Genomic DNA, 14,662 nt, shown 5'->3' on the forward strand with positions numbered 1-14,662 from the left:
AGTAAAAACCTGATACCTTGCTTGCTTGCCGCAATGCCGCCCCGTGATTCCGGAGGTGGGGACGGTTTTCAATAAAGGCAGGAAGGAAATATCGTATGATGCTGGAAGTGTATCTGGTTGTCGCCGCATTCATCTGCCTCTTTTTTCTTCTGCTTTCACTGAAAAACAGCGCGACTCTCAAACAATATTCTTCCTCACCGCATCGCGCTTCAGGGCCTAAAGTGTCGATTATTATCCCGGCCAGGAATGAAGCATCGAATATCGGGCGATGCCTCGATTCACTGCTTTGCCAGAATTATAAAAACTATGAGGTGCTGGTCATCGATGACAATTCAACGGACGCCACATGGCAGATAATGAAGGTGTACCGGAGTAAATCCGATAAAATAAGGATTTACATGGGGTTGCCCCTCGAAGAGGGATGGAACGGCAAGCAGTATGCCTGCCAGCAGCTTGCCGAAAAAGCCGACGGCGATATACTGGTGTTTACCGACGCCGATACCGTTCATTTTCCTGCGAGTATACGGTGGCTGGTCGATACCATGGAGCATCATCAAGCCGGCTTCATGTCAGGCTATCTTTATCATGAAATCGGGTCGATCGGCGAAGCCGTAGTGGTTCCCTCCATGTACATCATGACCGCCCTGCTGATGCCGTTATGGCTGATCCCGGAGAAAAACAATCCCGCCCTTTCATTCGGTATCGGGCAGCTTCTGGTCTGCCGAAGGCAATCATTTGATGCGGTCGGAGGATTCGGGCAATGCAGGGATTCTGTTGTCGAAGACATGTCCCTGGCACGGCTTATGAAAGCACAGGGATATAAATGTGTATTCCTCGACGCGAAAGAATATATTCGCTGCAGAATGTACACCTCTTTCGGTTCGGCATTCAGGGGGTTTTCCAAAAACCTGTACGGCGCCCTGCATCAGAACCCGGCCTTTTTTTGCGGTCTTTTTTTCGTTATTGCCGGTATCGTCGAGTTTCCCTTTCTCCATTTTCTGGATGTGCTTTTGAATGGAAACGGCAATATACTGCTCGCGGGCTTGCCCGTGATATTGTTTTTCTCGACATGGCACCTCACCATTACGGACAGGAAACTGAATCCCCTTATTTCACTCCTCTATCCCGTCCTGTTTGTGAATATTATGGCCATTGCGCTGATTTCTTTTATGAAAACCGGATTGGGAAAGGGAGTCGAATGGAAAGGGCGGCTCGTCGGGTGCCATACAAAAACTTCCGGAGGAGAGAAAAAGCCTTGAAAAAGCGTTTTTATGAACCACGCTTTTCACTATCCTCCCGGTGTATATTCTGGTTTACCCTCTTTGCCGTTATCATCTTTGATATCATTGTCGGCAGGTTCAAGGTGAGGGGAAGGGAGAACCTCCTGAAAGTACGGCGGGGCGGGGCTTTTCTTGTCTCCAATCACACAATGTATCTGGATCCGGCTTTTATCGCCCATGCGATAGCCCCGCGCCGGACATGTTTTACGGCAATGGAAGAAACCTTTCGGAGAAAATGCATCGGGCCGTATATCAGAAGCCTGGGGGCCTTTCCCGTCTCGCAGACCATGCCTGCCAATCTCCTCATTGATGCCGTCAAGGGTGCATTCGGCCGCAACTGGTTTGTCCATTTTTTCCCCGAAGGGGAACTCGATATTCTCGATCCCTCGGTAAGAGAATTCAAAAGGGGGGTGTTTTTCCTTGCCGTTCTCCTCGATAAACCGGTGATTCCCGTTGCCGTCATCACGAAACCGAGACGAGCGTTTTCGGATGTATTGAACATATATTTATCCAGGATCGAAATCGTCATCGGGAAACCACTCTTTCCACGGGCGTTCGGAAAACCCGGCGGAAGCAGAAAAGACCGGGTCACAATGATGCAACATCATGCGCGGCATTTGATCGAGCATGAAATAAACAGAAGGCGCCGTGAGATGTTCAACTGACGGATTTTTCGAAGAAACCGCTGAAGCGGTCGGGAAATCTACCTTAATGTTTGGTCTCGCCTTGACAAACCCCGGGTGAGCACTATACTTTTTGGTAAGTTATATGAACAAAAAAAATCTTTTATTGCTTTACGCGAGATCGAATCTCAATATAGTTCTGTCATTGAGCACTGTTGTTCTCATCGTCGTCTCTATTTCCGTATTTACCGGTTTGTTGAGGATTTTCATGCCTTTGATTATTTTCTTTTTTTATATTTTTATCAGTTTTTTTATCCTGCTCGGAAGGCGGGGTGCACAGGAAATTCTTTCCGAAGCGGATGAAGACAGACGAAGGCATGTCGGGAAGGTAATCACCCGTTACCGGGAAATGCGGGACAGGATTTCCTTTTTGAGAATCGGGAATGAAGAAATCGGCAAGACGCTCGAGTATTTCCTCCTTGTCTCCGGCAACTACCTGAACAAATGCAGGGAACTCTCGACATATTCGCCGCAAGCCAACGCGAAAATAGAAGAGGTACTCGGTGTCTGCCAGAATTACCTTGAAGAATATGACCAGCAGTTGACGGGAAAACGGTATGGAATAGAGGATAACGATAATCTTGACGAATACACGGCGAAAACGGTCGATATCATCAGGAAGGCGGGCGAATGTATCGAGGAAAATATCGAAGAGGAACTCGTCGGACTTACCAGGAAAGAAAAAATGGAAATAATCGAGGAAATGAATGACGAGGAGTGATTATTGATCGGGGCTAAATACAGCCGGTTCGGCCGGAAATAGATCAAAGGCCGGATCACCGGACAAACGGCCTTCCGGCGGTACCGGATGAGGCGATATCACCAGGGGGATGTGCTTATGAAAAGAACGGTTGTGATCCTGCTTGCGGCTTTCTGCGTTTGCAATCTCTATTGCCTTCAGGCGGATCTTGAATCGGTAGAGATAGATTGCGTTATCCGGCCGGACGGCAACGCGGACGTTTTTTACCGCCTGCAGTGGCATGCGAGCGGGGGTGAAATGCACGGGTTCTATTTTGAGGGCATGGCGGCGGACCCCTATTTTAATATGGATCGCTGTTTCGCGGACCTCGATACCGGCGAACGGGTTCCCCTCGAGATAGACGAGTTGAGGTCGAGGTATTACGATGTGATCCTGGGAGACGGCAAGGGATTCAGCGGCCGCGCCTATTATTTTATCAATTACGGAGCGGATTTTGCCGGATATGGATGTATCGGTTATACCGATTCGGAAGAGTTCGGCAGGCTTTTCTACTTCGACTGGGCGCCGGTCCAGTGGGATGAATCCCTCCTTCACAGAACAGTAAGAATCGTCCTTCCCGTCATTGTCTCAACCGATGAGGTCGATGACGAGACGATCGGATCGATCAACTTCCGTACCGAACCATTTGTCAACAAACAGAATAAAATCGATTACTTCGGCGTTCCCGGCGATGACGGAAGACATTATCTTACCGTCCGGTTTCATCAGGACGATGTGCCGGGGATGGCGGCACAGCGGATCCAATTCTATATCGATGCCGCGGCCGTCCCGATGGAAGAAGGGGTTCTTTCCGTTCATTCCCCGGAAACAAGCGGCCGGAACGAGGAAGTGGTGACGGAAGATATCGAAAGGCAATCCACGGAGTACATCGAGCCCGCCGATGATACGCGTATCATGTTTATCGTGGTGATAGGAGTATCGGTGGCGTTCGCGGTTCTGATCGCGATCAGAAAATCGGTCGGATTCGAGGGCGTCACAGAAAGGGTCGAAAATATACGGTGGGCGGGGGAAAACTGGATACCGCCGAAACTTATCGTCGGGTCATATCAGGTGAAGGGGAAAATCGTCAAGGACCTTCATCCCATCGAGGTCGCCCTGCTGCTGGAGATGCCCCTGCCCAAGATAGTGGCGATTATGCTGGACGGATTGAAGCGGCAGGGTATCATCGAAATAGACTCCGAAGATCCGCTTCGAATACGTATCGTCTCCGCCCGGAAGGCGGAGCATGAATATGAGGAACTCTTTCTGCGGGCTTTCGATACGAAAGGGAATGTGCTTTCCGGTGTGCTTTCCGATTTTTTCGAAAAACTCCTCGTAGCGCTTCAGGAAAAAATTTGGGATTGCGACCTTGAGGCAATGAAAGAATACTACACAAAGAAACTGGAATCGGAATCCGAAACGGAAAAAGGCCTGACCGGCCCCTATTACCATTACTGGTATTCATACTATCACATTTACCACCATACCGATGCCTACAGCCGGCTTCATCTGCCCGCCGGTCTCGATTCGGATTACAGGACGTTTATGGCATCATCTGCGTGCTTTACCGGGTGTTTTACCCCGCCCGCCGTCGCCGCAGGCGGCGGTGTCGACGCATGCTACTCAGCCTGTCATAATGCCTGTCATTCCGCCTGCCACTCGGCATGCCATTCCGCCTGCCACTCCGCCTGCCATTCCGCCTGCCATTCGGCGTGTGTTTCCGGGGGCGCACATTGAAAAAGGAGAGGCTTTTATGGATAGATTCGTTTATCGATAATGTCAGGGAGCATCTTTTGCTCAGGGAAGAAGACGATGTTCTCATCATACCGCCGAACAGGGTTTATAAAGTCAACGAATCCGGCAGGAAATTGCTTCGGTTTCTTCTGGACGGCGGGCGTATCGGGGATGTTACCGATATCACCGACGGCGAGCGGACGGAGCAGGTTCATTGGTTTTTCTGCGATCTCAGGGCTTTTTTTTCCGGCTGTCCGGAGGCCCCCGAAGCGAGGAGGGCGGTCGAACGAATCAATTTTTCCTTTGATTTCACCCGGCTTCCCGTTCTTGGAGAAATCGCCGTAACGTACCGGTGCAACAACCGCTGCCTTTTCTGTTATGCGGGGTGCGGCGGCCGGAAAAAAGGAAAAGAACTCGGGACACGCCGGATTGAACGGATCATCGGAATATTCAAGGAAAAGGCAAAAATACCCTTTTTTTCATTTACCGGCGGCGAACCCCTGCTTCGGGACGATCTCGAACATCTGGTTCGTTACGCGGTCGCGCGTGGACTCCGCGTAAACCTTATCACAAACGCCACCCTTTTTACCACGCGGCGGGCGCGAGCCCTGTTTCGGGCGGGATTAAGGACAGCGCAGGTAAGCGTCGAAAGCCATGACGAAGAGGTTCATGACCGGCTGACCGGTAATCCCGGTTCTTACAGGAAAACACTCGCCGGCATCGAGATGCTTCAGGAGGCGGGGATATCGGTACAGACGAATACGACACTCAATGGTATCAATGCTTTCGGTATCGAACACCTTCCGGCTTTTCTGTCGGCCCTCTGTATCAAGCGCTTTTCTCTGAACCTCTTCATCCCCTCGGGCCGGGGTCTCGAGTATAATCAGCTTTTTTTCCCGTATTCGGCTGCCGGCCCGGTTATCGAGACAATGCAAAAAGAGGCGCGGAAGCACGGCCTCGTCTTTTACTGGTATTCCCCGGTTCCGCACTGTTTGTTCAATCCGATCGCGCACGGATTGGGAAACAAGTCATGCGCCGCGATGGACGGGTTGATATCGGTCTCACCGGAGGGTGACGTTCTTCCCTGTTCCTCCTATCCCGAACCGATGGGAAACCTGTTACTGGAGGAGTTCGAGGCCGTATGGTTTTCAAAGCGGGCCGCCTTTTTTAAGAACAAATTGTTCGCGCTTCGGGAATGCGAGGGGTGCTCCATGTTTACTGCGTGCCAGTCCGCCTGTCCCCTCTATTTTCAGTACGCGGGCGCGGATGAAATAAAGGCCGGACGGGCGTCCCTCGAGAAAAGAAAACGAGTATTGGTGGAGGAAAGATCATGAAAATCAGGTTTCTCGTTATCCCGGCAATGCCATTGATCGTGCGAATTCTACTTTTTGCCGTGTTTGCCGGTACCGGATTGTTCTTTCAACTCCGGCTGCCCGATGCCGTGCTCCCGGGATTTTTAGTAATGGCGGCGGGGAGCCTTTTATTGTTGGCCCGCCACTACAGGAATAAACCGGTCGATCTGGGTTTCGAGGACTGGAGACCGGCCTCGAAACGTGAGTTCGAGAGAATAAAGAATAATCTGGCCATGACGAAATCGATCAAATACCCTTTTGTCTTCAAACCGGCCCTGGGGGTGCTTTTTATCGTCCTTATCGGGATAGCAGGATTTTTCGCCCTGATCGAAGAAGAAGAGGAACTCCTCATCCTGCTTGCGGACGCGGCGATCCTGCTGCTGCCGGTGAGTTTCAGCGGGCAGGTCAAACTCTGGACACCGCGGGAACTTGATCTCAAAATGGGCCGGCTCGCTGCGGTCATGGACAAAGGGGAATCTTCACCGCACGGCTTTATCATTACCCCGTATATCAGACTCGACAAAGACAAGGAGGGAAAACAGATTCCCGAAGATATCAGGCTGATGATCGAACCGCGGAGAAAGCCGGAGGATTTTATCGGCGTACAGGTCCAGGTGGCGATCAACAATGGACCCAATGGCGCGGTGCCGTATATGTATGTGGTATTTCTCTGCCAGGGGAAAGGGAATACCTTCCGGTATTTGAAGGAAGAAAAATACGGGAGTATGATCAAAGAGCCGGGAGGAGACGAGAAGTACGGGTATATCGTCGTCCGGCAGCGAACGGGCGGCGGCGGATACCATACGACCGATCGCGACTGTCTCAGACTCTACCGGATCGCCGAAGAAAAGCTCGACACCTTGCAGTCGAAGGCGGCGAGGGGGGGATAGGTGTCTATTTTCCGGAAATGATTCGGGCTGGGGAGACTTGAACTCCCGCCCTCTCGGTCCCGAACCGAGCGCGCTAGCCACTGCGCTACAGCCCGAAAAAAAAATACGGGAGCGACGGGGATTGAACCCGCGATCTCCGGCTTGACAGGCCGGCGCGATAACCATCTTCGCTACGCCCCCGAATCGGTAAATCGAGTAGTAATGTATCTATTTTTCCGTGAAATGTCAAGCGCCTTTTAGAATATGTGGAAATTTCCGGGTGTTATTGCCTCCTATTGACATTTTATTTCAATATTGATAAAGTTGTGCCGCTTAAGGTTCAGGTTATTCCGGTTCCGCTTGCGCCCACGGTTCGGCCGGAGTGAAAAGCGGATACGGCCTTAACGTGAAAGCATATCGCTTTTCGACCGTGATGGTAAGGTCTTAGCGTGCATTATATTTTAACTCGAGAAAAGGAAAAGCCATGCCAACTTCAAGAGAACAGAGACGAATTCAGCAAAAAAGATCAAAAGAAAAAAAATACGCGGAAGTACAAAAACAAAGGCACCCGATCCTCTATGGTATCAGTATCGTGGTGCTGGTCGTCGTCGTCGTTACTTTCATCGGTTCGGGAATTGTCGGCGGAATACAGCAGCAGCCGCGTTATGTCTTCGGTACATATAAAGACAAGGAAATAGAGCTTCTGGGAGGAAGGACCATGTCGGCGCTCAATTATTTTACCCAGCTGTTGTCCAATATTCCGGATGATCTCGAAAGCCCCGACCAGCGGAAACAGTACTGGCAGTATTTTTACAACGTGGCGGTCACGCACCTCATTATGATTGACGAGGCGGAACGCGGGATGAGTATGGTTTCACAGGACAGGATCGATGAGGAGATCGCGTCAAGCGGAATTTACAAGAACAAGGACGGTTATTTCGATGAAAAGAAGTATACCGATACGACGGATATGGAAAAAAGCCTGATCCGGAAATATATCCGCGAACAGATTATCTATTCCCAGTACGTTCAGGACAAGCTGTTCTCGCAGCTTATGAGTAAGGAAGAGGCATCGTTTTTCAAGAAAATGGCCGGTACCCAGAGAAAATTTTCCTATGTTTCATTCCGGTATTCCGATTACCCCACCGAGAAGGTTATCGAATACGGTAAAAACAATGTGGACAAATTCCGGAAGATCAGGGTAAGCAGGATTTTCCTTTCCGATGCAGCGGAAGAAGAGGCACAGGATTTGTACAACAGCCTGGAAATGAAGGTAAAGAGTTTCGAGGATCTTGCCCGGGAAAAATCAGAGGACTACTTTGCCTCGAGCGGCGGGGATATGGGCTACAAGTACTCATACGAACTCAGGGGATTCGTCGAAACGGACGAGCAACTCGACCAGATCATGAAACTTCGCAAGGACGAGATCAGTCTGCCCATCAAGCGGGGAGAAGACTGGTCGATTTACAAATGCAGCGAAGAAGCGGTCGACCCCGATTTTACCGAGGAATCGATGCAGACGATCGTCTATGATTACATAATGCAAAAACAGCGAAACATCATCGAAGACTATACGCTTACTTTTGCGACGGATTTCAAGAAAAAAGCGGAGGAGACCGGTTTTAATGAGGCTGCCAGGGCGGTGGATCAATATCCCCCCTCTAAAACCGGATATTTCCCCATCAATTACCTCGAAGTATTCGGGAATTTTCCCGTTAAACCGGAATCGGAAGACTCGCCGACGATCACCGATGCCGCCTACAACAAGGAATTTTTTACCGAGGCCTTCTCCGTTTCTCCCGGCACCGTTACGGAACCGATCCTCCTTTCCGACCAGATTCTCGTCATGCAGCCGGAAGACGAAAAGGAATACTCGGAAGAAGACTGGGAGGCCCAAAACACCACCTTTTCAATAATGATGCAATACAACCAGGAAGATCCTTATTTTCTCCAGCTTTCGAGTACACTCAAGAATATCGCCTCGTCATACGGGATTCCGTATCAGATACTTCTTCTGCGTCTCAATCAGCAGGCGGATGATGAAGGGATTCCTTATTCGTGGATGTTCAATGTGTTCGAGTACACATATTTCGATCTCGACAGGATGATTCAAGAAAAACGGGCCGAACATCTCGAGGATCATTTTAACGAAACCTATAAAACGCTGACGGGATATTAGGGCGGTCATATTTTTACATGGAAACGGATAAGCCCTTATTGATCGAAACGGGAAGCGGGTTTACCGTTCGCTATAAAGGCAGATATCTTTACTCCTCGCAGCGCCCCCGGGAACTCATCGAGAAACGGGTAGACGGATTCGAACTGGAGGATCGTACCCTTTATATCGTGCCCTCAATCGGTCTCGGCTACGGCCTCGATATCCTCGAAAGAAAATGTCCCGCTTCTTCGCATGTTCTCTGTATCGAAATTGACGAAATACTCATGAAATTATACCTCGAAAAGGGACCGGTCGGGCTTCCGGACACGGACAGGCTTTCAGTCATACGGACGGGGAATCCCCTGGAGGTGGTCCGCTATATCAGACGGCTCGGAACGTACCGGTTTCGACGGGTCAGGATGCTGAGTTGTTCGGGAGGTTATCACCTGTACGCGGAAACCTACAAAGAGATGGTTCGGCTTCTCGAGGAAGAGATTACCACTTACTGGAAAAACAAGATGACCCTTCTCTATATGGCGCCCCTCTGGATCAGGCATATCTTCTATAATCTCGTTCGTCTGCACGCGAAGCCCGATATCACGGTGCTCCGCGATATTTCGTCACTCGCCGTCGACCTCCCCGTTCTCGTGATCGGTGCCGGGCCGTCGCTTGACGGGACGATCGAAACCATAAAAAGGATACGGAAAAGGGTGGTACTCGTTGCGGTGGATACGGCATACGGTGCCCTGTGCGAACACGCGATCACACCCGATTTTATCGTTATCCTCGAATCCCAGATCGCGAACCTGAAGGATTTCGTCACCCACAGGGACCCGGGCATACCGGTAATCTGTGATGTGACCGCCCATCCCGCTACATTACGGTTTTTTAACGGTCCCCTCTACCTTTTTTCATCATCCTTTTTCCCCGTGCGGTTATTGGACAGACTGAAAGCGGCATGCTTCCTCCCGACGCAGATTCCGGCACTCGGATCGGTGGGGGGCGCGGCGCTTTATGTCGCCATGCGGATGACGGACGGTCCCGTACTGGTGACCGGTCTTGATTTCGGATATTCCGATGGCAGAACCCACGCGAAGGGGACGCCGTATCCCCTGCTTCTGAACAATCATACCACGCGGTTTACCCCGCTCGAGCAGCTTGTCTACGGAGGTATACTGAAAAGGCCCCTCGTCGATGTGGCGGCAAAGGGGGGCGGCAGGCTTTTGAGCGATCTGGTCCTGAGGTCGTACGCGCTCGAAGTGACATATATAACGGCCGGTAAAACGAATATTTTCGATATCGGGAAGACGGGAATGAACATCGGTTTGCCCCTGCTTAAGGATGACGGGGAGATCGACCGGGTCCTTTTTTCCCCTCGGGGGGAAGGAAAGACCGACCGGCCCGAAAGCGGTGTCAGGGGCGGCCGCGTTCATCAGGGGCCGCAATCGGTGTGCCTTTTTTTGGCGGACGAGAAGGCGTGTCTGGATCGCGCCGAAAAACTCCTGACCGCGCGCCTCGAATCACTCATCGAGTGTGAAAGGGATTTCAGTCATGAAGAACGGGATATCCTTGATGCGATCGATTATGCATGGCTTCATTTTCCGGACCCGTTGCCGTTGCCCGTTGCGGAGAAGGGATTTCTCTTCCGGCTGCTCGTTTCGGTCCGTTATTACAACAGGCTGATGGACCGTGCCCTTCTGCTGCTCGAAAAAAACATGGCTTGAGCTTTGACTTTCTTTTTGAGGGGGTGTATCTTTTTGTAACAGCGTGCGGTTGTCGTTATGTAGTGGGTTTGCGAAAGGAGAGAGATGCCAAGATGAAGAAATATCCGTTTTTCCTGACGCTCGTTTTATTTTTGTCGTCCGCAGCGCTTTTCGGCGCTGAAGCGATACAGTGGGAAAAAGATCTTTCGGTCGTACTCAAGAACGCGGAGAAAAAAAATTCCCTTATCATGATCCATCTGTATACCGACTGGTGCCACTGGTGCAAGGAACTCGACAAACGGACCTACACGCACAAACGTGTCATCGATCTTTCGGAAAAATTTGTCTGTATCCGCATTAATCCCGAAAAAGACGGCAAGGACAAAGTCGATTTCGTCAAACAGTTCGATATACCCGGTTTCCCGACAATACTTTTTGTGGACAACAGGGGGGCGCTTTACGGCAAGATCGGGGGGTTCCTCGAAGGAGAAGCCTACGCAAAGGAAATGGAAGCTGTCCTGAAGATCGAAAAGTCGATACGCGACCTTATGGAAAAGCATGAGAAGGGGGACAGGAAAAGCACCTACAAGCTTATCGATATCATGTATGAACGTGAGTTGTACGGGGAGGCGATAAAACTCATTCTCGTCCTGAAAAAAGAGGATGCGATGCCGGACGAACCTGTCTATTATTTCATCCTGGGCAACCACTATTTCGAAAATAAAGCGTACAATGACGCTTATAATTCATTCATGCGCATCATGAATAAAAAAGGCGTCGATTCCGAATTATACTACCACGCAGCATACCTCGCTGGATACAGCCTTTATTTCGTCGAGGGGAAAAAAGAAGCTGTGGCGTTTCTTAAGAAATACAAAAACCACGAAAAGAATCCGTACACGAGTATCTATGCCAGACTGATCCAGTATCTCGAATCGCAATAACACCATAGCCGGGACGATCAGTCCGAATCCGTTTTCAGGACGGAGAGAAAGGCACTTTGGGGGAGTTCGACATTACCGACCATCTTCATTCGCTTTTTGCCCGCCTTCTGTTTTTCGAGCAGTTTCCTCTTTCGCGTGATGTCCCCCCCGTAACATTTCGCCGTGACATCCTTTCTCAGCGCGGAAATCGTTTCGCGGGCGATGATCTGGTTCCCGATCGCCCCCTGGATTGGTATCTTGAATTGGTGCCGGGGAATTTCGTCCCGCAGTCTTTTGCATATGTGCCGTGCCTTTTTATACGCGTTGTCCTTGAAGACGAGCATACAGAGGGCGTCGACGATTTTCCCGTTGATGAGAATATCGAGTTTGACGAGATTCGATTCCTTGTACTCGATAAGCTGATAATCGAATGACGCATATCCCTTGCTGATCGACTTGAGACGGTCATAGAAATCAAAGACGACCTCGGCCAGCGGCATGTCGAAGATGACCTCGACGCGCTTTTCGTCCAGATAGTTGAGGTTTTTCTGTTCTCCCCGTTTTTCGAGACAGAGGGTGAGAATCCCGCCGAGGTAGTCGTCCGGTGTAATGATCGACGCGCGAATATAGGGTTCTTCCGTTTTTGCGATAAAAGCGGGATCCGGGTAATCCTGGGGGTTGTCGACGAACATTTCTTTGCCGTCGGAAAGATATATCCTGTAGCGGACGGAGGGTGCGGTAAAAACAATCGAAAGGAAAAACTCGCGTTCGATCCGTTCCTGCACGATCTCGAGGTGAAGCAGTCCGAGAAATCCGCACCTGAAACCGAACCCGAGTGCAAGTGAGGAGTCCTTTTCATACACGAGTGAGGCGTCGTTCAATTTCAGTTTCTCCATGGCGGACGAGAGTTCCTCGTAATCGTTCGCATCCACGGGATAGATGGAAGAAAAGACGACCGGCCGGACCTCCCTGAAGCCCGGGAGGGGGGCGTCGCAGGGATTTTTATTGTCCGTCACCGTGTCTCCGGTTTTTGTGTCGGAAACGGTTTTGATTCCCGCGATAAAATAACCGACTTCACCGGCCCCGAGATATGTCGTTTTCTTCAGCTGCAGCCGGAACAACCCGGTTTCCTCGACTTCATAGACGGTTTTCTGGGACCAGAACCGAATGTGCCGGCCGGGTGTTATTTTTCCGGAGAATATACGTATATGAACGATTACCCCGCGGTAGGTGTCGTAATGTGAATCGAAGATCAGTGCCTTGAGCGGGGCGTTTTCGTCGCCGGTCGGCGGGGGAATCCGGCGAACGATCGCCTCGAGCAGTTCGTCGACGCCTTCACCGGTTTTAGCGGAAACAAGCACGGCCGAATCCGGATCGAGTCCAAGGTCATGATCGATCTGTTTCTTTACATCCTCGATATTCGCACTTGGAAGATCGATTTTATTGATGACGGGAATAATCGCGAGATCATGCTCGAGGGCCATGAAGAAATTGGAAAGCGTCTGCGCCTCCACACCCTGCGTCGCGTCGATGAGGAGGAGGGCGCCTTCGCAGGCGTAAATGGTACGGGACACTTCATAGCTGAAATCGACGTGGCCCGGCGTATCGACCAGGTTGAGGAGATACTGGCCGTTGTCCACGCCCGTATAGGGAATCGTGATCGCCTGGCTTTTTATCGTGATTCCGCGTTCGCGTTCGATATCCATGGTGTCGAGGATCTGGTTTCTGAACTCACGGTCGGGAACGATTTTAGCCTTTTGAATAAATCTGTCCGCGAGGGTCGATTTACCGTGATCAATGTGGGCGATGATGCAAAAATTTCGTATATTATGTATATTCATATAATAGTACCGGGGAGCATGATACAATACAATCGGTATTTATTCAATCACCCCCGGCAAAGGTATACGGGGGGAGACCCGGATACGGGGAGACCGGTGAGAGCGGACGACGGATCGGCCTGGCCGGAGGTGCCGGCAAGGAAAAGGGCGGACGATAATAAAATTATTGCAAATACAATCTATTCCATTATAATGTGAAATATGTACCGGAAAGGAGAGACGGCCATACAAGCGAACGGGAAAAACAGAATCCTCATTGTCGACGATGAAGACATCCTGAGGAACCTGATCGTCAAATTCATGCGCAAGGAAGGATATGAACCGATCGAAGCGGAGGACGGCGAATCAGCGATAGAACTCTACCGGATCACCACTCCGACAATTGTCCTTTCCGATGTCAGAATGCCGGGAATCGACGGGATCAGATTGCTGAAAGAACTAAAAAAGATCGATCCCCAGGCGGTCATTATCCTGATGACGGGATTCGGGGACGAACAGACCCTGCTCGAAGCCCTCCGGGGCGGGGCGACCAATTTTTTTAAAAAGCCCTTCAATTTCCGCGAACTGGCGGATGTTATCAATTCGATTATCAAGCACAAAATGGATATCGACACCTCCTGTTTTTTTTCCTCGTCGCTTATCGAAGAAACGAAAAAATTCGAACTCCTGACCGCGAACGCGCATATTTTCCCCATCATCAACCAGATCGCGATACATCTGAAAATTCTTTTTCCCCCATCGGATATCATAAACCTGAAAATCGGCATCGAGGAAATGATCACCAACGCCATCGAGCACGGTAATCTCCATATCACCTTCGACGAAAAAAACAGGGCGATTTCAAAGGGGCAGTTCGGAAAACTGATCAGGGAACGGCTCGAAAAGAAAAACAATAAATGCAAGAAAGTGTATATCTCTTCCCTTCTCAAGAAAGACATGCTCAAAATCGTCATCAGGGACGAGGGGGACGGTTTCGACTGGCGGTCGCTTCCCGAACCCGGTTCGAGCAATTTCCTTTCATTCAACGGCAGGGGGATTTTCCTGACAAAGATATTCTATGACGAGGTCATTTTCAATGAAATAGGGAACGAGGTGACGATCATCAAGTACAAGGAAAATCAGTAGAAAAAGTGACCGTTTTTTTCCCGTAGCGCATAATTTCTTTATGGCCGAAAGAGTTCGAGGAGTACGGGCGCTTACGCAGACGATTTATTTTAATGTATCGCATGCCGTGTACCCCTGTGTATGATGCATGGACAGGTCTATAAAAGCTTACGTCATCTTTTTAATAACTGCTTATTTTAACGTAAAATAGACTGCCGTCTCGATTTCTTTTTCCGGCACGGTATTTGCTATACAAAAGGCAGAAAAAAAATATCG

11 protein-coding genes and 2 tRNA genes are annotated in these 14,662 nt (G+C 50.2%); 10 read left to right on the plus strand and 3 right to left on the minus strand.

Annotated elements, in window-relative coordinates:
* Window positions 1–95 precede the first annotated feature (95 nt).
* The 6 genes from JW881_18945 (at window position 96) to JW881_18970 (ending at window position 6,678) form a co-directional block, all read left to right on the plus strand.
* Complete coding sequence (locus JW881_18945) at window positions 96–1,259, plus strand: glycosyltransferase (GenBank protein MBN1699605.1); 1,164 nt, start codon at window positions 96–98, stop codon at window positions 1,257–1,259.
* Window positions 1,256–1,945, plus strand: coding sequence for a 1-acyl-sn-glycerol-3-phosphate acyltransferase (locus tag JW881_18950; protein ID MBN1699606.1), 690 nt, complete (start codon window positions 1,256–1,258; stop codon window positions 1,943–1,945). The genes JW881_18945 and JW881_18950 overlap by 4 nt, the downstream gene beginning before the upstream one ends.
* 103 nt (window positions 1,946–2,048) lie before the next feature.
* A complete protein-coding gene (locus JW881_18955; GenBank protein MBN1699607.1) occupies window positions 2,049–2,684 on the plus strand; it encodes a hypothetical protein in 636 nt (211 codons plus the stop codon).
* A 117-nt stretch (window positions 2,685–2,801) separates the two neighbouring features.
* Window positions 2,802–4,439 carry a DUF2207 domain-containing protein gene (locus JW881_18960; GenBank protein MBN1699608.1) on the plus strand — a complete coding sequence of 546 codons (1,638 nt, stop codon included), beginning with the start codon at window positions 2,802–2,804 and terminating at the stop codon, window positions 4,437–4,439.
* The gene (locus JW881_18965; GenBank protein MBN1699609.1) at window positions 4,436–5,770 is read left to right on the plus strand and encodes a radical SAM protein; all 1,335 of its coding nucleotides are present in this window, start codon (window positions 4,436–4,438) and stop codon (window positions 5,768–5,770) included. The genes JW881_18960 and JW881_18965 overlap by 4 nt, the downstream gene beginning before the upstream one ends.
* A complete protein-coding gene (locus JW881_18970; GenBank protein MBN1699610.1) occupies window positions 5,767–6,678 on the plus strand; it encodes a hypothetical protein in 912 nt (303 codons plus the stop codon). The genes JW881_18965 and JW881_18970 overlap by 4 nt, the downstream gene beginning before the upstream one ends.
* A gap of 22 nt (window positions 6,679–6,700) precedes the next feature.
* Here JW881_18970 and JW881_18975 read toward each other — a convergent pair.
* Together JW881_18975 and JW881_18980 are read right to left on the minus strand one after the other, a co-directional pair.
* A tRNA-Pro gene (locus JW881_18975) sits at window positions 6,701–6,773 on the minus strand.
* A gap of 11 nt (window positions 6,774–6,784) precedes the next feature.
* A tRNA-Asp gene (locus tag JW881_18980) sits at window positions 6,785–6,858 on the minus strand.
* A 283-nt stretch (window positions 6,859–7,141) separates the two neighbouring features.
* Between JW881_18980 and JW881_18985 the strand changes: the two genes are divergently transcribed.
* The 3 genes from JW881_18985 to JW881_18995 all read left to right on the plus strand — a co-directional run bounded on the left by JW881_18985 (window position 7,142) and on the right by JW881_18995 (window position 11,462).
* On the plus strand, window positions 7,142–8,836 hold the full coding sequence (locus tag JW881_18985; protein ID MBN1699611.1) for a peptidylprolyl isomerase: 1,695 nt from the start codon (window positions 7,142–7,144) through the stop codon (window positions 8,834–8,836).
* 17 nt (window positions 8,837–8,853) lie between these two features.
* Window positions 8,854–10,539, plus strand: a complete 1,686-nt coding sequence (locus JW881_18990; GenBank protein ID MBN1699612.1) for a DUF115 domain-containing protein — start codon at window positions 8,854–8,856, stop codon at window positions 10,537–10,539.
* A 92-nt stretch (window positions 10,540–10,631) separates the two neighbouring features.
* A complete protein-coding gene (locus JW881_18995) occupies window positions 10,632–11,462 on the plus strand; it encodes a thioredoxin family protein (GenBank protein MBN1699613.1) in 831 nt (276 codons plus the stop codon).
* 17 nt (window positions 11,463–11,479) lie between these two features.
* Here JW881_18995 and lepA read toward each other — a convergent pair whose 3' ends face one another.
* Window positions 11,480–13,282 (minus strand): elongation factor 4, encoded by a 1,803-nt coding sequence (gene lepA, locus JW881_19000; protein MBN1699614.1) that lies wholly within the window; start codon window positions 13,280–13,282, stop codon window positions 11,480–11,482.
* A 201-nt stretch (window positions 13,283–13,483) separates the two neighbouring features.
* Here lepA and JW881_19005 point away from each other — a divergent pair, with 201 nt between their 5' ends.
* Window positions 13,484–14,407 carry a response regulator gene (locus tag JW881_19005; protein ID MBN1699615.1) on the plus strand — a complete coding sequence of 308 codons (924 nt, stop codon included), beginning with the start codon at window positions 13,484–13,486 and terminating at the stop codon, window positions 14,405–14,407.
* The last annotated feature ends 255 nt before the right edge of the window (window positions 14,408–14,662 follow it).

This window comes from Spirochaetales bacterium (assembly GCA_016930085.1).
Lineage (GTDB): Bacteria > Spirochaetota > Spirochaetia > SZUA-6 > JAFGRV01 > JAFGHO01.

Excerpts from the sequence above, each read along its gene's own strand:
- JW881_18945 (MBN1699605.1), top strand. The coding sequence starts at position 96 with ATGATGCTGGAAGTGTATCTGGTTGTCGCCGCATTCATCTGCCTCTTT.
- JW881_18955 (MBN1699607.1), top strand. The coding sequence starts at position 2,049 with ATGAACAAAAAAAATCTTTTATTGCTTTACGCGAGATCGAATCTCAAT.
- JW881_18960 (MBN1699608.1), top strand. The coding sequence starts at position 2,802 with ATGAAAAGAACGGTTGTGATCCTGCTTGCGGCTTTCTGCGTTTGCAAT.
- JW881_18970 (MBN1699610.1), top strand. The coding sequence starts at position 5,767 with ATGAAAATCAGGTTTCTCGTTATCCCGGCAATGCCATTGATCGTGCGA.
- JW881_18985 (MBN1699611.1), top strand. The coding sequence starts at position 7,142 with ATGCCAACTTCAAGAGAACAGAGACGAATTCAGCAAAAAAGATCAAAA.
- JW881_18990 (MBN1699612.1), top strand. The coding sequence starts at position 8,854 with ATGGAAACGGATAAGCCCTTATTGATCGAAACGGGAAGCGGGTTTACC.
- JW881_18995 (MBN1699613.1), top strand. The coding sequence starts at position 10,632 with ATGAAGAAATATCCGTTTTTCCTGACGCTCGTTTTATTTTTGTCGTCC.
- lepA (MBN1699614.1), bottom strand. The coding sequence starts at position 13,282 with ATGAATATACATAATATACGAAATTTTTGCATCATCGCCCACATTGAT.
- JW881_19005 (MBN1699615.1), top strand. The coding sequence starts at position 13,484 with ATGTACCGGAAAGGAGAGACGGCCATACAAGCGAACGGGAAAAACAGA.